Below are 16,174 nucleotides of genomic sequence, written 5' to 3' on the forward strand. Positions count from 1 at the left end.
TGGTGGCATGTGATGTATCGGACCGGGACGCCGTCGCCGGACTGATCGCCGGGGTACCGGAACAACACCCCCTCACCGCAGTGATCCACGCGGCGGCTGTACTGGACGACGGGACGATCACGTCACTGACCCCGGAACGCGTGGACACGGTGATGCGCCCGAAGGCGGACGCGGCGTGGTACCTCCACGAAGCGACCGCCGGGCTGGACCTCGACGCGTTCATCCTCTTCTCAAGTTTCTCGGCCACCTCGGGCGGTGCGGGGCAGGGCAACTACGCCGCGGCCAACGCGTTCCTGGACGCGCTGGCGTCGCACCGTCAGGTCCAGGGCCTGCCGGCCGCATCGCTGGCCTGGGGCTGGTGGGCTGACAGCAACAGCATGACCGGGCTGGGCCACACCGACCACGCCCGGTTCGGCCGGGCCGGGGTGCGTGCCATGTCGGCGGCCGAGGGGCTGGCGTTGTTCGATCTGGCCATCCGGCGCCCGGAAGCGAATCTGGTCCCGGTCGGGCTCGACCTGCCACGGCACGGCGGGCCCGGGTCGGTGCCGTCGCTGCTGCGGGGCCTGGTGAGTGCCGGCGGTCCGGCCCGTCCGGTCGCCCGCGTGGCAGTCCAGGACGGCACCGGCCTCGCCGGGCGACTGGCCGCACTGACCACCGCCGACCAGCAACGACTGCTCCTCGACCTGGTGCGCGGCCACGTCGCCACCGTCCTGGGACACGCCTCCGCCGAGGTCGTCGACCCCGAGAAGGCGTTGCGGGACATGGGCTTCGACTCGCTGACGACGGTGGAGCTGCGTAACCGCCTTGCGACGGCGACCGGGCTGCGGCTGCCCGCGACGCTGGCCTTCGACCACCCGACCGTGTCACGGCTGGCCGACTACCTGCGGCAGCGGCTGACCGGCACGGTCGAGGCCGTGCAGGTGACGCCGGTGAGTACGACGGCGGTGGACGAGCCGATCGCCATCGTCGGGATGGGCTGCCGGTTCCCCGGCGGCGTGGAGAGCCCCGAACAGTTGTGGGCCCTGCTCACGGCCGGTGTCGACACCATCTCGACGTTTCCGACACAGCGCGGCTGGGATGTGACTGGTGACGGCTCTGCCCGGGTGGGCGGGTTCGTCGAGGACGTGGCCGGGTTCGACGCGGCGTTCTTCGGCATTTCACCGCGTGAGGCGCTGGTGATGGACCCGCAGCAGCGGTTGCTGCTGGAGACGGCGTGGGAGGCGCTGGAACGGGCCGGGATCGACCCGAACACGCTGAAGGGCAGCAAGACCGGTGTGTTCGTGGGCGGGACAGGATCGGGCTACGACACTGTCGGGGACGCCGTGGAGGAAGTGGACGGATACCTGCTCACCGGTGCCGCGAGCAGCGTGCTGTCGGGCCGGATCGCGTACACGCTGGGCCTGGAGGGGCCCGCGGTGACGGTGGACACGGCGTGCTCGTCGTCCCTGGTGGCCTTGCATCTCGCCGCCCAGGCACTCCGCTCCGGCGAGTGCTCGATGGCACTGGCCGGCGGTGTGACGGTGATGGCCACCCCAGGGGTCTTCATCGCCGGGTCCGCCATGCAGGGCGGGGTGGGCGGCGATGGCCGCTGCAAGGCGTTTGCAGCGACCGCCGATGGGTTCGGCGTTGCGGAAGGCGTCGGCTTGTTGGTGGTGGAGCGGCTGTCGGACGCTCAGCGCAACGGCCACCAGGTACTCGCCGTGGTGCGGGGCTCGGCCATCAACCAGGACGGCGCGTCGAACGGCTTGACCGCGCCGAACGGTCCCTCCCAGCAGCGGGTGATCCGGCAGGCGCTGGCCAGTGCCGGCGTGGCCCCGGCCGAGGTGGACGTGGTGGAAGCCCACGGCACGGGCACCCGGTTGGGTGACCCGATCGAGGCCCAGGCACTCTTGGCCACGTACGGACAGGACCGGCCGGAAGACCGCCCACTGTGGCTGGGATCGGTCAAGTCCAACCTCGGCCACACCCAGGCCGCCGCTGGTGTCGCCGGTGTGATCAAGATGGTGCTGGCGATGCGACACGGCCAACTGCCCCCCACCCTCCACGTGGACCAACCGACCCCCGAGGTGGACTGGTCGGTTGGCGCGGTGGAACTGCTGACCGAACAACAACCGTGGCCGACGGTCGACCGGCCGTGGCGGGCCGGGGTGTCCTCGTTCGGGATCAGCGGCACCAACGCCCACGTCATCCTCGAACAGGCCCCCGAACCAACTCCGGTCACGGGCGCGGACGTCACTGCCCCGCCGGTGGTGCCGTGGGTGCTGTCAGCCAGGTCGGAGACAGCGCTGCGAGAACAAGCTCGACGCCTCGCGGCACACGTGGAAGCGGCCCCGGAACTGGACCCGGTCGACGTAGGTGCGGCACTCGTCTCCACCCGGGCGAGTTTCGGGCACCGGGCGGTCGTTCTCGGCACCGACCGGGACGAGTTGATCGCCAGGCTCACCGCACTGGCTGAAGGGGAGCCCGCTGCCGGTGTGGTGACCGGAGCAGCCGCTCAAGGCGGCCGGACAGCGTTCCTGTTCACCGGTCAGGCTGCTCATCGAGCCGGCATGGGCCGTGAACTCGCCGCAGCCTTCCCGGTGTTCGCGGACGCCTACGACGAAGTACGCGCACAGTTCGCCGAGTGGCCGGCGGGGTCGTCGACCGACGACGAACTCGCCGATCCCCGATGGGCGCGAGCGGCGTTGTTCGCGTTCGAGGTCGCCCTGTTCCGGTTGCTGTCGTCGTGGGGCGTCACGCCGGACTACGTCGCCGGGCACTCGACCGGCGAAGCGGTGGCGGCCTACGTGGCGGGAGCGTGGTCGCTGGACGACGCCCGCAAGCTGCTGACCACCGGGGACGACGAGAGCGGGACGGCGGTTGCCGAGACCCTGTCGTCCGGCCCTTCGCGGATCGCGTTGGTGTCGCTGGAGAGCGGCGAACTCGTCGGAGAGCGGCCCGTGTTCGCCGTAGCGGACACGGAGCGGCCGGCACGGTACGCCGAAGCTGTGGACCGGCTGCGTGAGCAGGGAGTGACCCGGTTCGTGGAGCTGGGCCCGGACGCGGCGCTGACCGCGCTTCGGCCGGACGGCGTGGACGCCGAGTTCGTCGCCGTGCAACGGCAGGACCGGCCGCAGGTGTGGGAGGCCATGGCGGCGCTGGCGTTCCTCCACACCCGTGGGGTGGCCGTCAACTGGCGCGCGGTGTTCGCCCGCTCGGGCGCCCAGCGGGTCTCGGGCACCCAGCGGGTCGAGTTGCCGACCTACGCGTTCCAACGGGAACGGTTCTGGCTGGCGGCCTCGGGAACGGGCGGTGTCGCCAGGGCGGGCCTGTCCACTGCCGGGCACGCTCTGCTCGGCGCGGTGGTGCGGTTGGCCGACCGTGATGAGCTGGTGTTCACCAGCCGGCTGTCGCAGGCCACCCACCCGTGGCTGGCTGATCACCGCATCGGCGCGGCAGCCGTTCTGCCGGTGGCGGCGCTCGTCGACATAGCGATGCGGGCCGGTGACGAGGCCGGGTGCGCTGTCGTGCAGGAGCTGACCGTCCGTACGCCCCTGGTGATTCCCGACCAGGGCGCGGTGCAGGTGCAAATCGTGGTCGGCAGCCCTGATGAGGAGGACCGGCGCTCGATCGCCGTGTACGCGCGTGGGGAGAACACGGACGACGACTGGCTCGCGCACGCCACCGGTCTGCTCTCCGCGGCGGCCGGCGAACCCGCGTGGACCGAGCGGACCTGGCCGCCGGCGGACGCCCGTCCGGTACCGGTCGAGGACGCCTACGGCATGCTCGCCGAGCGTGGGCACCGGTACGGGCCGGTGTTCCAGGGGCTGCGAGCGGTGTGGCGGCGGGCCGGCGCGGTGTTCGCCGAGGTCGCCCTGCCGCAACAGGCGACCGGCGAGTCCACCCGATTCGGCGTTCACCCGGCTCTGCTGGAAGCGGCTTTGCACCCCCTGCTGATCGCTGCGGGTGGGGACGTCCGGACGCCGTTGACGTGGACGGACGTCTCGCTGCACGCCACGGGCGCGACCGCGTTGCGGGTCGCCCTGACCCCGGTGGGCGACGACGCGTACCGGCTCGACCTGGCCGACGAAGTCGGCAACACCGTGGCCACGGCCCAGGTTTCCCAGTGGGAGTGCGTGTCCACCGACGCCCTCGCCGGCGAGCGGGGAGCGGAGGACGACCTTCTGAGGGTGCAGTGGGTGCCGGTCGGGCCGCTGGAGGACATCGGGGAACGCCACGACGAGGATGTGGTGGCGCTGCTCGGTGACGTGAGCGGCGGGTTCCCGGAGGCGGGATTCCTGCGGTTCGCCGACGTCACCGAGGCCGCAGGGTCCTACGAGCCATGGGACATCCTCGTCGCCGAATCACCCGCGGTGTCCGCCTCGGACGGTGAGCTGCCGTCCGCGGTGCACCGGGCGGTACAGCACGTGCTGGCCGTGCTTCAGGCGTGGGTCACCCGGGACGACCTGCCGGACAACCGGCTGGTGGTGTTCACCCGTGGGGCCGTCGCGGCGAGCGAGGGCGAGGCCGTGGTGGATCTCGCGGGTGCGGCGGTGTGGGGACTGGTGCGGGCGGCACAGTCGGAGCACCCGGGCCGCATCACCCTGGTGGACATCCCCGCGGGCACCGGTGGGCCGGTGCCGTGGGCGCGCGTGGCCGAGGCCGCCGCGAGCGAGCCGCAAGTCGCGGTACGTGACGGCGAGTTGCTGGTTCCCCAACTGGTCCGGACGGCCGACAGCGGGCCTGCCCGGCCGGCCCTGGCGGAAGGTGGCACTGTGCTGGTGACCGGGGGCACGGGCGCGTTGGGAGCGATGTTCGCCCGGCATCTGGTCACCCGTCACGGCGTACGGCATCTGGTGCTGGCCGGCCGCCGCGGGGCCGGGGCGCCGCAGGCGGACGCACTGCGGGAAACGCTGGTCGGACTGGGCGCCCACGTGGAGTTCGTGGCATGTGATGTGGCGGACCGCGAGTCGGTCGCCCGGATGCTGGCCGGGATCGGCGAGGAGCACCCGCTGACCGGGGTGGTGCATGTGGCCGGAGCGCTGGACGACGGGGTGGTCACCTCGTTGACCGGTGAACGGGTCACCGAGGTCCTGCGGCCGAAGGCCGACGGAGCCTGGCATCTGCACGAGCTCACCCGGCATCTGGAGCTGGACCTGTTCGTCCTGTTCTCCTCGGTGTCGGGGGTCCTGGGGATGCCGGGACAGGCCAACTACGCGGCGGCGAGCGCGTTCCTGGACGGTCTGGCCGAGCATCGCCGGGCGCAGGGCATGCCGGCGGTCTCGCTGGCCTGGGGGCTGTTCGACGACACCGCCGCGGCGGCCAAGCAGTTGGGGCTGAGGGCGATCACCGCCGAGACGGCGACCCGGCTGTTCGACCGGGCCCTGCTCGACGGTCCGGCGGCGGTCGTCCCCGCACCGCTGGATCTGGACCGGCTCGCACAAGGCGGCGTCCGGGTGCCCGCGCTGTTGCGGTCCCTGCTGCCGGACCTGACGATCCAGAGCGCCGGTCATGCGGCCGGCGCCGAGAAGCCGCTGGCCGAGCGGCTGGCGGAGCTGCCCAGGGGCGAGGCCGTGCAGTACGTGCGGGATCTGGTGCGCCGCGAGACGGCGACGGCACTGGGGTACGCCAGCGCCGGTGAGGTCGCACCGGAGGTCTCGTTCCGGGACGCCGGGTTCGACTCGCTGGCGGCGGTGCGGTTCCGTAACCAGCTGACCGACAAGACCGGTCTGCAGCTGCCCACCACGCTGGTGTTCGAGTACACCTCGCCCGCCGACCTCGCCGACCACCTCGTCAGCCGGCTGGTCGTCACCGAGGAGAGCCCCGAGCGGGCCGTGCTGGCCGAGTTGGACAGGCTGGAAGCGGCGCTGATGTCCCTGCCTGCGGGACCAAGCGCCGGTGGACACCCCGAGAGCGAGGCGATCGCTGCGCGGCTCGACGCGATCGTGTCGCGCTGGCAGACCACGTTCAGTCCCAGCGGCGGCGACGGCCACGCCGAGACGGTGGACACGCTCCAGGACGCGAGCGAGGAGGAGGTACTCGCCTTCCTCGACCGGCGTTTCCGCCGCGACGAACGGTAGGAGTCCAGCGCCCGCCGGGGGCCTTGCCGGAGAGATCCGGCAAGGCCCCTCGCCCGTTGCGGGGACCGGCCGGAGCCCTCAGCCGAACAGACGGCGCTGGATCTCCCGCGGGTAGTCCTCCAGAGTCGGTCGAGGTGCGCTCCTCCCAGTCTGCGCACTCTCTACGGCCCCGCCACCAACCTTGCTGGCCGAGAGGTTGACCGCCGCGGAGGCACCAAGAGCAACGGCACGAGCTCGTGCGGCCACGGCCTCTTCATGCGTACCGCCCAGAACCAGGACCCGACGCCCGGCCAGCAACTGACTTTCCCCGGCAGCAGGCAGGGTCGTTGCGGCCGTCCGCTGTGCCGGGACACTCGGGACGGACGCGGGCTGTGCGGTCGTCGCATCCTCGGGTTTATCGGCCGCGCGGCGCTGCCTGGCTGTGCCTGCGCGGGCTGTGCCTTTGGCCTGGCCGGGCTGGACATTCTCCAGCAGTCGTAGGTAGGTCAGCTCGTCCACGAGGGGAACGCCTTCGTCCGCGGCGCGACGCAGTTTGCCGGACGCGGCGCACCGGGTGCGGGCGCACAAGGGGCGCGGGCTGTTCGTCGCGGACGACGAGGGGTCGGGTGTCGTCTGCCTCGTTCTGCTGGTCGTGTTCTGGAAGGTGATCTGGCCGTACCTCGTCGGTGGGGTCGTTCTCGTCGGGAGTGCGTCCGGCGGGTGGTGGTTGTGGCGTATGAATCGATCCAGCAAAGGGCGCGATGAGCAATGGCGGAAGGAGGAGGCACTCAAGGCCGGCCACCGATCCGTCATCGAAGTGGACGCGATGTCGGGGGAGCGCCGACGGTCACGTAAAGCCCCAGGGGGCATGGTCACGTAATTCCCCAGGTGGTGGTTGCGGCGGTTTCCTGATCGTCTTGCGGTCCACCCCCAGCGAGGCGGCCACCTGGCTCTTGGACCGGCCCGCGTACCAGTGCACGTAAATCTCGACGATGTCGACCACGGTGACTGTTCTCCTTGCCATCCGGTGCGTCCGTCGACCTCTCGGCTCGCAGGTCAAGGGACCGCGAGGCTCCGAGAGGCCAGGACCCTCAACCCGGGCACCGGCATGCCTGTGGGGAACCCGACCGATTCGCAAGGAACAGCTAACAGTTGATCAAACCACCCGAGACAGGGCACATGCGGCCAGTTCGAGCAGGACACGGCGGGTGCGGACGGAGCCCGGCGCCAGCCGATGCGCTGTGCCTCGTACGGCAGCGCCGAGACGGGGTGACGGCGGACCTGCTCCACGAGCCCGGCGGCGAACTCCGCGGCGTCCTCGGGACGGCTCGGCGGCAGGGGCTGGGAGATGGGAGGCGGCAAGGCCGTCGGCGGGAGCGCCGTCGCGGCGCGCCTGTCGGCCGGCTCGCCGTACAAGTGCCAGATCCCGGCGTGCTGTGCGAACAGACTCCCGCCGTCGCAGACGAGGTGGTCCGCGCACAGAACGAGGGTGTGCTCGTCCCCGTTGCTCAGCAGAGTGGCCGGATGAGCGGCCCGTCCGCCTGCAGGGGATTGTTCCACTCGTCCTCGACCGCTTCCGGGCTGCCCGGCCGCAGGCCGAGGGCGGGTGCCTCCGCCGGCTGGAGCGGCTGGAAGGCGGGGCGTTCGCCTGCCATCACGACTCGGCGGCGCAGCGAGGGGTGCTGAGCCACCTTGGCGGCGAACGCCTCGGCAAGGCGTTTCGCGTCCGGGTCGCCCCGGAACACCGTAGCCAGCAATGCCCGGGCGCGGGGCATCAGATAGAACGCCTCCAGGGAGCACAGCTCGCGGTGTGTTCCGGCAGCGACGGACGATAGACCTGCCGAATGCTCAATTCCATCCATTTTCTCCACCGTCGCCCCTCTCTTGTCCTATTCATTATCTGGCACCCCATGGCGCCTTTTCGTACGCGAACCAGAGGTGAAGGCCGAAGTCGGAGGTTTCCCCCTCGAGTAGGGGTCTGTAGGGGTCTGTAGGGGGTGTAGGGGGTGGGAGGCCTCGCCTCGGCGTCCGTAGAATTTCGGGCAGCTGAATGGAGTGTCGGAATAATTCACAAGAAGAGGTCGAGTCGATGGATGTTTCTGCAAGCGAATCTTCGGTCACCGCAGTCGAAGATGGAATATCCGCATGTTTACCGGACGGCCGCTATGAAATTATCGACAGTCGTATGGCGACGTCGGCCCTGCTTGACATCGTGCTTTCGGTGCTGCGCGGAGAGGGAATACCGCTCGATGAACTCCATGACGTAGGTAAACCAGGCGCCGGGGAATACCGGATTGTTCTGGACGGCGTTCCGGTCCGAATCCGCAGTCGGGAGATCGCGGAATCGGCCCCCGGTACGCTGGACGCCGCCGACCCGCCGGCCGTCCTCAGTCAGGTGCTGATCGCCGCTGCCGGACCACTCTCCGAGCGCGCCGACGCCGTCTTCGCCCGGCTGGTGCGGGCCGTGAACCTGCGCGGCCAGTGCTACACCGACGCGGAGATCGACTCGATCGTCCGGGGCATGCCCCTGGTCGACCGGTACGCGACGGATGAACCCGCGTTCCGTGACTGGGCGTTGGTCTTCCGGGACCACTACGTGGAGAACAGCGTCGGCTTCCTGCTCGGCATGGAGCGCGCCGGGATCGACCCGAAGTGGATCTTCGCGCTCTCCAAGGGCGACCGGACCCTGCACAGGGAGCGGGTGCATGCCTGGTTCCTGCACCGCGGGTACCGCAGTGATGTCCTCGACAACTCGGTCATCAACGGCTCGGCCGACACGGCGGAGCGCGCCTACGCTCTCGCCGTCAACGAACAGGTGGACCAGTTCATCCGCCAGGCACACGCCTCGGGGCGCAAGGTTCTGGTGATCGACGACGGTGGACTGCTGGCCCAGGGCTACGGTGCCGACGGTGTGCTGGACGAACACATCGACGGCGCGCTGGAGCTGACCGTCAGCGGTCTGAAGCGCATCGCGGGCGCACCGGGCGAACTGACCGTGCCCGTACTGAACATGGCACGCTCCCGACTGAAGACCATGCTCGGCTACCATGAGATCGCCGACTCCTGCGTTCGCCGGCTGCGGGCCATCCTGCCCGGCGAGAAATTCCTCGGCCGGCACGTGCTGCTGCTCGGCTTCGGCACGCTGGGCGCGCGCGTGGCGCACTACCTGCGCTCCCAGGGCGTCAGGGTCGCCGTGGTGGACACCGACATGCTCGCGCTGATCACGGCCGCCGAGCACGGCTACGAGACCTACACCAGCACGGCCGAGGCACTGCGGGCGCACTCCCCCTTCCTCGTCATCGGCAACACCGGTGAACTCGCCCTCACCCACGAGGAGTTGCCGCTGCTGCCGGACGGGGTGTATCTGGCGGGGTTCGCCACCAAGGACTTCAGCGTGCTCAGCGAGGGGTTCGAGGGACTCAGCTCCACCGAGATCCCGTACGTCGGAGTGCGCTACACCCTGCCCACGGGCACCACAGCGACCCTTCTCGGCGACGGTCGTTCGCTCAACCTGTTCGAGTACGAGGGCATCGCCAACCGGGGGTACGACGCCTACCGGGCGGGCACGCTGATCGCCGCCAGGCTGCTGTGCCGCGAGGCGGACCGGCTCGGTCCCGGTCTTCATCTGGAACCCGTCGACCAGGTGATCGATGAGGCCGGTCTGTTCGCCGCGTACTACGAGCAGTACCTGGCCCCGGGCAGCCGCCGTCCGGCCGCCCCGGCGCAGGACGGCACGACCTCGGAGACCCGATGACGGCACCCGGGGCCACCGGCCTGCCCGATGACTCCGGCAGTCCCGAGGCCCCTCATACGTCGGGAGCGCATGTCTGCGTCGTGGGTCACGGCGCCGCCGGCCGGCTGCACCTGCGGTTGCTGGGCAACCTCGGCTTCGCCCTGAGTGTGGTCGACCCGTCCGCCGTCGCCCCGCCCCCGGGGGTGCCGGCCTTCGACCGGATCCACGCCGCCGTACGGCACCGTGCCGTGGACATCTGGTCGGTGTGCTCGCCGACCGCCACTCATGTCGACACCGTGGCGGCCATTCTGGAAACGGACCCCAAGGCCCGGCTGCTGGTGGAGAAACCGCTGTGCCGCACCTGGGAGATCCCCCGGATCACCGCGCTGCTCGCGTCCCACCCCGAGGCCCGGCTGGTCACCATGGACCAGTACCGGCACACCACGTCGATGGCCCTGCTGCGCTCGATGCTGCGGGAGCTCGCCCCGCAGCACCCGCTGCGGGCGGTGCGCGTGGGGTTCGGCAAGGACCGGCGGGACGACATCGCGGCGGGCCGGTTCGTCGACCGGGACCACGGCGTGTTCGGCTACGAGTGGCTGCACATGCTGGCCCTGTTGCGCGAGGCCCTGCCGCAAGAGTCCTTCGACGCCTATCTCGCTGCCTCCCCCGAGCCGGACCACCTGCGCGTGGCGAGCGACCCCGAGTTGGTCAGCGCAGCCGCACACGAGGTGGCCGAGGCCGGCGGAGTCGCCGTGGAGCTGTACTCCACCGTCGTGGGTCCCGCGGCCCGCGGCCAGGTGCCGATGCCGGGCTGGTTCGACCTGCCCGTCACGGCAGACGAGAGCCGGCAGCGCTACGTCGAGGTCGACGCCGGACTGATCCGGTTCGGCCTGACCCTGGATCCGGTGACCCTCCCGCAGGGCACCCGGCTGCCGCGCAACACCCACTGGCTGACCGCGACCGGTCCCGACCTGCGGCGCGAGTGGTTCGTCCACGACTCCCCGCTGGACACCGCACTGCGCTGGTCGATCGCGGCACTGCTGTCCCCGTCCGGCCCGCCCGCCCTCGACCTGCGCGGGGTGTCGCGCATCGGCCTGCTCGCCGAGGCGGCCCGTTCCTCGCGCACACCGTCGGTTCCTTCCCGGCTTCCGGCCGACACGCCCTCCATCCGTCTGTGAGGTCCCCCCACCCCATGCGTATCTGCCTGGTGATTCCCACCAATCGATTCGACCGGTTTTTCATCCAGGTCCCGCTGGACGTCCTGACCGCGGCCGGCCGGCTCCGGGCCGACGGGCACACCGTCACCGTCTGGGACCAGCGCCTGCAGGAGACGCCCCCGGAAGGCGAGGCCCCCGACCTGCTGGTGCTCTCCACGGCCATCGCCGACCGTGCCCAGTGCTACCCGCTGGACCTCGCTCCCGTCCGCGTCGCCCTTGACCGGGCGCGGCAGCACTTCCCGGCCGCCCGCACGATGGCGGTCGGCCCGCACGGCACCCAGCTGCCCGGAGCCACCCTGATCGAGCTGGGTGTGGAGCACGTGGCCGTCGGTGAGTCCGACTCGGCGACCGTGTACGGGGTCCGGGCACTCACCGACGGAATCACCGCCCCGGTGCTGTACGGGGATCTTCCGGCACCCGGCGCGGTTCCTCTCACCGTCGTGGGCAACAGCCCCCGCCCCTACCCGAACCTCGACCTGAACGAGTGGGCGCTGCCCGCCTACGACCTGGTCCCCCTGGAGCGTTACACGGCAGAGGTCATCGTCGACGGCCTGCCGCAACGGGGCCCCAGCGGCATGGTGCTGGCTGCCCGCGGCTGCACCTACGGCTGCACGTTCTGCCATCTCCCGTTCGGCACCCGCATGCGGCTGAACCCGGTCGACCGCGTACTGGCCGAGGTGGACGCGCAGCAGCGCGGCGGACTGCGCTTCCAGTTCTTCCTCGACTACGTCTTCGGCATCAACAAGGCCTTCTACGGCGAGATCTGCGAACGGCTCAAGGGCCGGGACATCGGCTGGGTGGGCCAGACCCGGGCGGAGATCGTCCTCAAGACCGATGTCCGGCAGTGGGCCGAGGCGGGGTGCCAGGGCATGTGGCTGGGCGCCGAGTCACCCTCGGTGGCCGGTACCAGTGTGCACAAGCGGGTCACCGAGCAGCAGATCCGCGACGCGGTGCTCAAACTGAAGGACGCGGGCATCACCCCCTTCGCCTTCATCCTGCTCGGCCTGCCCGACGACGAGGCCTGTGTCTCCGACTGGCTGGTCGACTGGGCATCGGAGATGCCGGCCTGGTTCGGCCTCAACCAGCTGTTCCTGCGCCCCGGCACCCCGCTCTACGACCAGCTGGCCGCCGACCTCAACGGTGGTACGGCGCCCGCCACCTGGGAAGAGGTCCGTGAGGTCACCCGCCGCTACCGCGAGCGGTACCCGGCGGACCTCGACGGACAGGAACGCCGACTCACCGCGTTGCCCAACTATCTGGGCAACGCCATGGCAGTGGCCGGGTGAGGCGGCCGTGCTGACCTTCGGCATCATCGGAAGCGGGTCGATCGGCGGCTTCCTCGCCCGGCTCCTCACCCGCGACGACCCGCTGCTGGCGGGCCGGGCCCGCCTCGCCGCGTTCGCCGGCCGGGACGCCTCCCGAGCCCGGGACGCGGCGGCACAGGTGGGCTGTGCCGCGCTGGACGTGCCGGGTCTGCTGGCCCGGCCGGACGTGGACGCCGTCCTGGTGTGCGCCCCGAGCGGTACCCACGCCGAGCTGGCCGAGGCCGCGCTGCGCGCGGGCAAACACGTGCTGGTGGAGAAGCCCGTCGACGTCACGCCCGAGGCGGCCGACCGGCTGACAGCCGTGGCCCGTGCCGAGGGACGGGTGCTCGGCGTGGTGTCGCAGCACCGCTTCGATCCGGCCGCCCGTCTCGCCCACGAGGCGGTCCGGGCGGGCCGGCTGGGCCGGATCACCTCCGCCACGGCCGAACTGGCCTGGTGGCGGGGCCCCGCCTACTACGCCTCCGGAACCTGGCGTGGCACCCGGGAGCTGGACGGCGGCGGTGCCCTGATGAACCAGGCGATCCACGCGGTGGACCTGGTGCAGTGGCTGGCCGGGCCGGTGGTGGAGGTGCACGCGCACACCGCGCGCCTGGCCCATCCCGGTATCGAGGTGGAGGACGTGGCCACCGCGTCCCTGCGCTTCGCGAGCGGCGCCCTGGGCACACTGCTCGCCACCACCGCCGCCTACCCGGGCCGCACCGCCCGGCTGGCGGTGCACGGCGACCGGGGCTCGGTCGTCATCGACGACGATGAAATCGCCTATCTGCATCTGGCCGCGGAGGGCGAACAGGCGCCCGCCTACGGGGCGTTCGGCGCGGCCGACCAGTCCGACGAATATGCCTCGGCACTGGTCCGGGACACCGCTCGCGACAGCTGCGGCCTGCTGTACCAGCCGCACCGAGACCAGCTCGTGGACTTCTGCGACGCGGTGCGCGAGGGCCGGCCGCCGCTGGTCGACGCGGCGGCCGGGCGGCAGGCGGTGGCCGTGGTGAGCGCCGTCTACAAGTCCGCCGCGACCGGCCGGCCCCAGCGGATCGACGGGCCGGTACCGGCCTACGACGCTCTCAAGGAGAGGATCTTGTGAACAGCACATCGCCCCACGCGGCCGGTGTCGACACCGACGGGATGACGGACCCGCAGAGGGCTGGGCAGCCGGACGGGCGAACCTGCGGAGAACCGGACGGGAAAGAGGCGCTGGCCGGGCTCTTCGACCGCAATGCGCCGAGCTACGAGCGGGTCGGCGTGGACCACTTCGCGCAGCTCGGACAGCGGTTGGTCGCCCACGCCCGGCTCCGGCCGGGGCAGCGCGTCCTGGACGTGGGCTGCGGCACCGGAGCCGTACTGGTGCCCGCCGCCCGCGCGGTCGGTGTGCACGGGGAGGTGACCGGCCTGGACCTGTCCGCGGGCATGGTGGCCCGCGCGAGGGAGGAGATCGCCCGGCTCGGACTCGTCCAGGCCCGCGCCGTACAGGGCGACGCGGAGACGGTCTCCCCGCGGGACCTTCCCGTCGCGGCCGGTTCCCTCGACGCCGTTCTTGCCGGGATCTGCCTGTTCTTCTTCCCCCGCCCCCATGTCGCGACCGCCCGCTACCGTGAACTGCTGCGCCCCGGCGGTCGGTTGGCGGTCTCCTGGTGGGGCGAGGGCGATCCACACTGGACCCCGGTGTTCGTAGCGAGCGCCCCCTACGGCCGGGCGGCATCCTGGCACACGGTCGGCGACGCCAGTCCGTTCCGCTCCGTCCCCGCGTTCCACGCTCTGCTGGCCGAAGTGGGATTCACCGAGGTGGAGACCGTCGAGGAGGAGTGCGTCACCCGCTTCGCCGACGCGGAGCAGTGGTGGCGGTGGTTATGGTCGACCGCGGGACGCCAGTTCTGGGAGGGAGTACCCGAGGACTCCCGCCCCGCAGCCGAGGCCGCGGTGAACGCCGAACTGGCCCGGCTGACCGCCCCGGACGGGAGCCTGACCAGCAGGTCGACAGTCCGGTTCACTTTGGCGCGGAGGCCCCGGTGAGTGACACGGACGTTTCGCCGGGCCGGCGTACGGGCCGGCGTACGGGCCGTCACCGCGGCCGACGCGGTCACCGCTTCGCCGACGGCCCGGAACGGCCGGTACCCGCTGTTCGCCCCGGCTTGGCTCGCGGCGGCGGATGTGGCATGCGGGGGTGCGCCGCCAGACTAGGAGACGGCCATCCGGGGCGGACTGCGCGTCACTGACGCGCCTGACGGAACCGCGGCGGTAGTGGAACTCCTCGCCGATCTGACCACCGGCGCCCTGCGGTTCCGGCCGGGGCCGATCACCGGGCGGCCGACCTGCACGCTCGATCTCGCCCACGCCGCGGCCAGAACACTTCTGCTGGGCACTGGTGCCCAACGCACCTCGCTGTTCGAGGACGGTGGCCTCCGGTTGGATCCACAGCGATGACGGCCCGCCACCGGGTGGGCCTGACCGACCACCCCTGTGGCAACGCCGACCGGGGCTGGGCTTTCGCGTGGAGTCCCGCCATGAGGCCCACACTCGCCATCGGCGACGCCGCGTACGAGGACCTCCGCCTCACCTTATGAGACACACCGTCGCATAACCCTCATGAAATGAAACCCTCACGAAAGGCAGCCGCAGAATGAGCACGAACACGAACACGAACACGAACACGAACACGGACACGAGCGCGCCCGGACGGCGTTCCCCGCACGAGATCATCTCCATCGCCACCGCGTTCTGGACCTCGAAGGCGCTGCTCAGCGCGGTGGAAATGGGCGTCTTTGCGGAGTTGGTGAAGGGGCCGATCAGCGCCGGGGAACTGTGCGCGCGGCTGGGCCTGAAGGGGCGGGGCGCGTCGGACTTCCTGGATGTCCTGGTCTCGATCGGATTGCTGGAGCGCTCCGACGACGGGGTGTACCGCAACACGGAACTGGCGGACGCTTACCTGGACCCGGGCAAGCCCGCCCAGGACATCTCCGGTTACCTGGAGTACCTCAACTCCGCCTTCCCCGCCTGGTCCCAGATGTCCGCGGTGCTCCGCAGCGGTGACCGGCTCGACTTCTCCGAGGCTCTCCGGGCGGCGGCCGATGGCGGCGCCTCGACGGCCTCGGGTGCCGTGCTCACCGATGCGGACGCCGAGGCTGACACCTTCGGCGAGGCTTTTGCCAGCCCCGAGCAGGTCACCGGGTTCGTCCGCTCCATGACCGGGTTCAGCCTGGGCGCCCACCAGGCGCTGACCTCCGCCTTCGACTGGAGCGAGGTGCGCGAGGTGATCGACGTCGGCTGCTCCGAGGGCGCGTTCCTCGGCCATGTCATGGCCGCCCACCCGCACTTGACCGGCACCGGGTTCGACCTTCCGCAGGTCGCCGACCGCTTCCGGGTCTATCTGGAAAGTGTCGGCATCGCTGACCGGGTCCGATTCGCGCCCGGCGACTTCTTCACGGACCCGCTGCCGTCCGGGGACGTTCTCGTGATGGGGCACGTCCTGCACGACTGGAACCTCGACATCAAGCAGATGCTGATCCGCAAGGCGTACGAGGCACTGCGGCCGGGCGGCTCCCTTCTCGTCTACGAGATGCTCGTAGACGACGAGCGGCGCTGCAACACCACGGGCATGCTAACCAGCCTCAACGTTTCCCTGGTGTCGGCCGGCGGGCTCGGTTACACCGGTGCCGAGTGCCGGGCATGGCTGACGGAGGCAGGCTTCCGCGAGGTCTCCGTCACCCATCTCGACGGTCCCGAGTACATGGTCGTCGGCACCAAGTGAAGCGGCTTACGCCTAATCAATCAGTCCTTCATGAATAGGTAAGGACAAGGCCAAGGTCTGATTCGTAAGCCGGACGGACATCCATCGTGTCCTAGAATTGATCATGGTGTGTGGGG

Annotated in this window: 9 protein-coding genes and 2 pseudogenes; 8 read left to right on the forward strand and 3 right to left on the reverse strand. The window is 70.9% G+C overall.

Annotated features, from left to right (window positions below; genetic code table 11):
- Nucleotides 1-5: 5 nt before the first annotated feature.
- A pseudogene (locus tag AQJ67_RS50315) lies at nt 6-6,059 on the forward strand (type I polyketide synthase); the annotation flags it as partial.
- Nucleotides 6,060-6,238: 179 nt separating this feature from the next.
- On the opposite strand, the pseudogene AQJ67_RS50920 reads toward AQJ67_RS50315, so the two are convergent.
- From AQJ67_RS50920 to AQJ67_RS42130, 3 genes and pseudogenes are all read right to left on the reverse strand, one after another.
- Nucleotides 6,239-6,599, reverse strand: a pseudogene (locus AQJ67_RS50920) (DNA polymerase III); the annotation flags it as partial.
- A 286-nt stretch (nt 6,600-6,885) separates the two neighbouring features.
- Entirely contained in the window at nt 6,886-7,041 is a 156-nt protein-coding gene (locus AQJ67_RS48050; protein WP_159058934.1) for a hypothetical protein, read from the reverse strand.
- A 505-nt stretch (nt 7,042-7,546) separates the two neighbouring features.
- Entirely contained in the window at nt 7,547-7,900 is a 354-nt protein-coding gene (locus AQJ67_RS42130) for a condensation domain-containing protein (RefSeq protein ID WP_159058935.1), read from the reverse strand.
- A 323-nt stretch (nt 7,901-8,223) separates the two neighbouring features.
- Between AQJ67_RS42130 and AQJ67_RS42135 the strand changes: the two genes are divergently transcribed.
- The 7 genes from AQJ67_RS42135 (at nt 8,224) to AQJ67_RS42165 (ending at nt 16,058) form a co-directional block, all read left to right on the forward strand.
- Complete coding sequence (locus AQJ67_RS42135) at nt 8,224-9,792, forward strand: hypothetical protein (RefSeq protein ID WP_279616925.1); 1,569 nt, start codon at nt 8,224-8,226, stop codon at nt 9,790-9,792.
- Nucleotides 9,789-10,949, forward strand: coding sequence for a Gfo/Idh/MocA family oxidoreductase (locus AQJ67_RS42140; RefSeq protein WP_079056529.1), 1,161 nt, complete (start codon nt 9,789-9,791; stop codon nt 10,947-10,949). The genes AQJ67_RS42135 and AQJ67_RS42140 overlap by 4 nt, the downstream gene beginning before the upstream one ends.
- A gap of 14 nt (nt 10,950-10,963) precedes the next feature.
- The gene (locus tag AQJ67_RS42145; protein ID WP_062725091.1) at nt 10,964-12,274 is read left to right on the forward strand and encodes a B12-binding domain-containing radical SAM protein; all 1,311 of its coding nucleotides are present in this window, start codon (nt 10,964-10,966) and stop codon (nt 12,272-12,274) included.
- 7 nt (nt 12,275-12,281) lie between these two features.
- Nucleotides 12,282-13,397: a Gfo/Idh/MocA family protein gene (locus AQJ67_RS42150; protein ID WP_062725093.1), complete on the forward strand. Its 1,116-nt coding sequence runs from the start codon at nt 12,282-12,284 to the stop codon at nt 13,395-13,397.
- Nucleotides 13,394-14,323, forward strand: a complete 930-nt coding sequence (locus tag AQJ67_RS42155) for a class I SAM-dependent methyltransferase (protein ID WP_244190784.1) — start codon at nt 13,394-13,396, stop codon at nt 14,321-14,323. Before AQJ67_RS42150 ends, AQJ67_RS42155 begins: the two co-directional genes overlap by 4 nt.
- Before the next feature lie 228 nt (nt 14,324-14,551).
- Nucleotides 14,552-14,734, forward strand: coding sequence for a hypothetical protein (locus AQJ67_RS42160; protein ID WP_062725095.1), 183 nt, complete (start codon nt 14,552-14,554; stop codon nt 14,732-14,734).
- Between the two features lie 196 nt (nt 14,735-14,930).
- The gene (locus AQJ67_RS42165; RefSeq protein WP_062725097.1) at nt 14,931-16,058 is read left to right on the forward strand and encodes a methyltransferase; all 1,128 of its coding nucleotides are present in this window, start codon (nt 14,931-14,933) and stop codon (nt 16,056-16,058) included.
- Nucleotides 16,059-16,174 lie beyond the last annotated feature (116 nt).

Source organism: Streptomyces caeruleatus, assembly GCF_001514235.1.
Taxonomy (GTDB): domain Bacteria; phylum Actinomycetota; class Actinomycetes; order Streptomycetales; family Streptomycetaceae; genus Streptomyces; species Streptomyces caeruleatus.

Coding starts and splice junctions, on each gene's coding strand:
- AQJ67_RS42130 (WP_159058935.1), bottom strand. CDS start 7,900: ATGGATGGAATTGAGCATTCGGCAGGTCTATCGTCCGTCGCTGCCGGA.
- AQJ67_RS42135 (WP_279616925.1), top strand. CDS start 8,224: ATGGCGACGTCGGCCCTGCTTGACATCGTGCTTTCGGTGCTGCGCGGA.
- AQJ67_RS42140 (WP_079056529.1), top strand. CDS start 9,789: ATGACGGCACCCGGGGCCACCGGCCTGCCCGATGACTCCGGCAGTCCC.
- AQJ67_RS42145 (WP_062725091.1), top strand. CDS start 10,964: ATGCGTATCTGCCTGGTGATTCCCACCAATCGATTCGACCGGTTTTTC.
- AQJ67_RS42165 (WP_062725097.1), top strand. CDS start 14,931: ATGAGCACGAACACGAACACGAACACGAACACGAACACGGACACGAGC.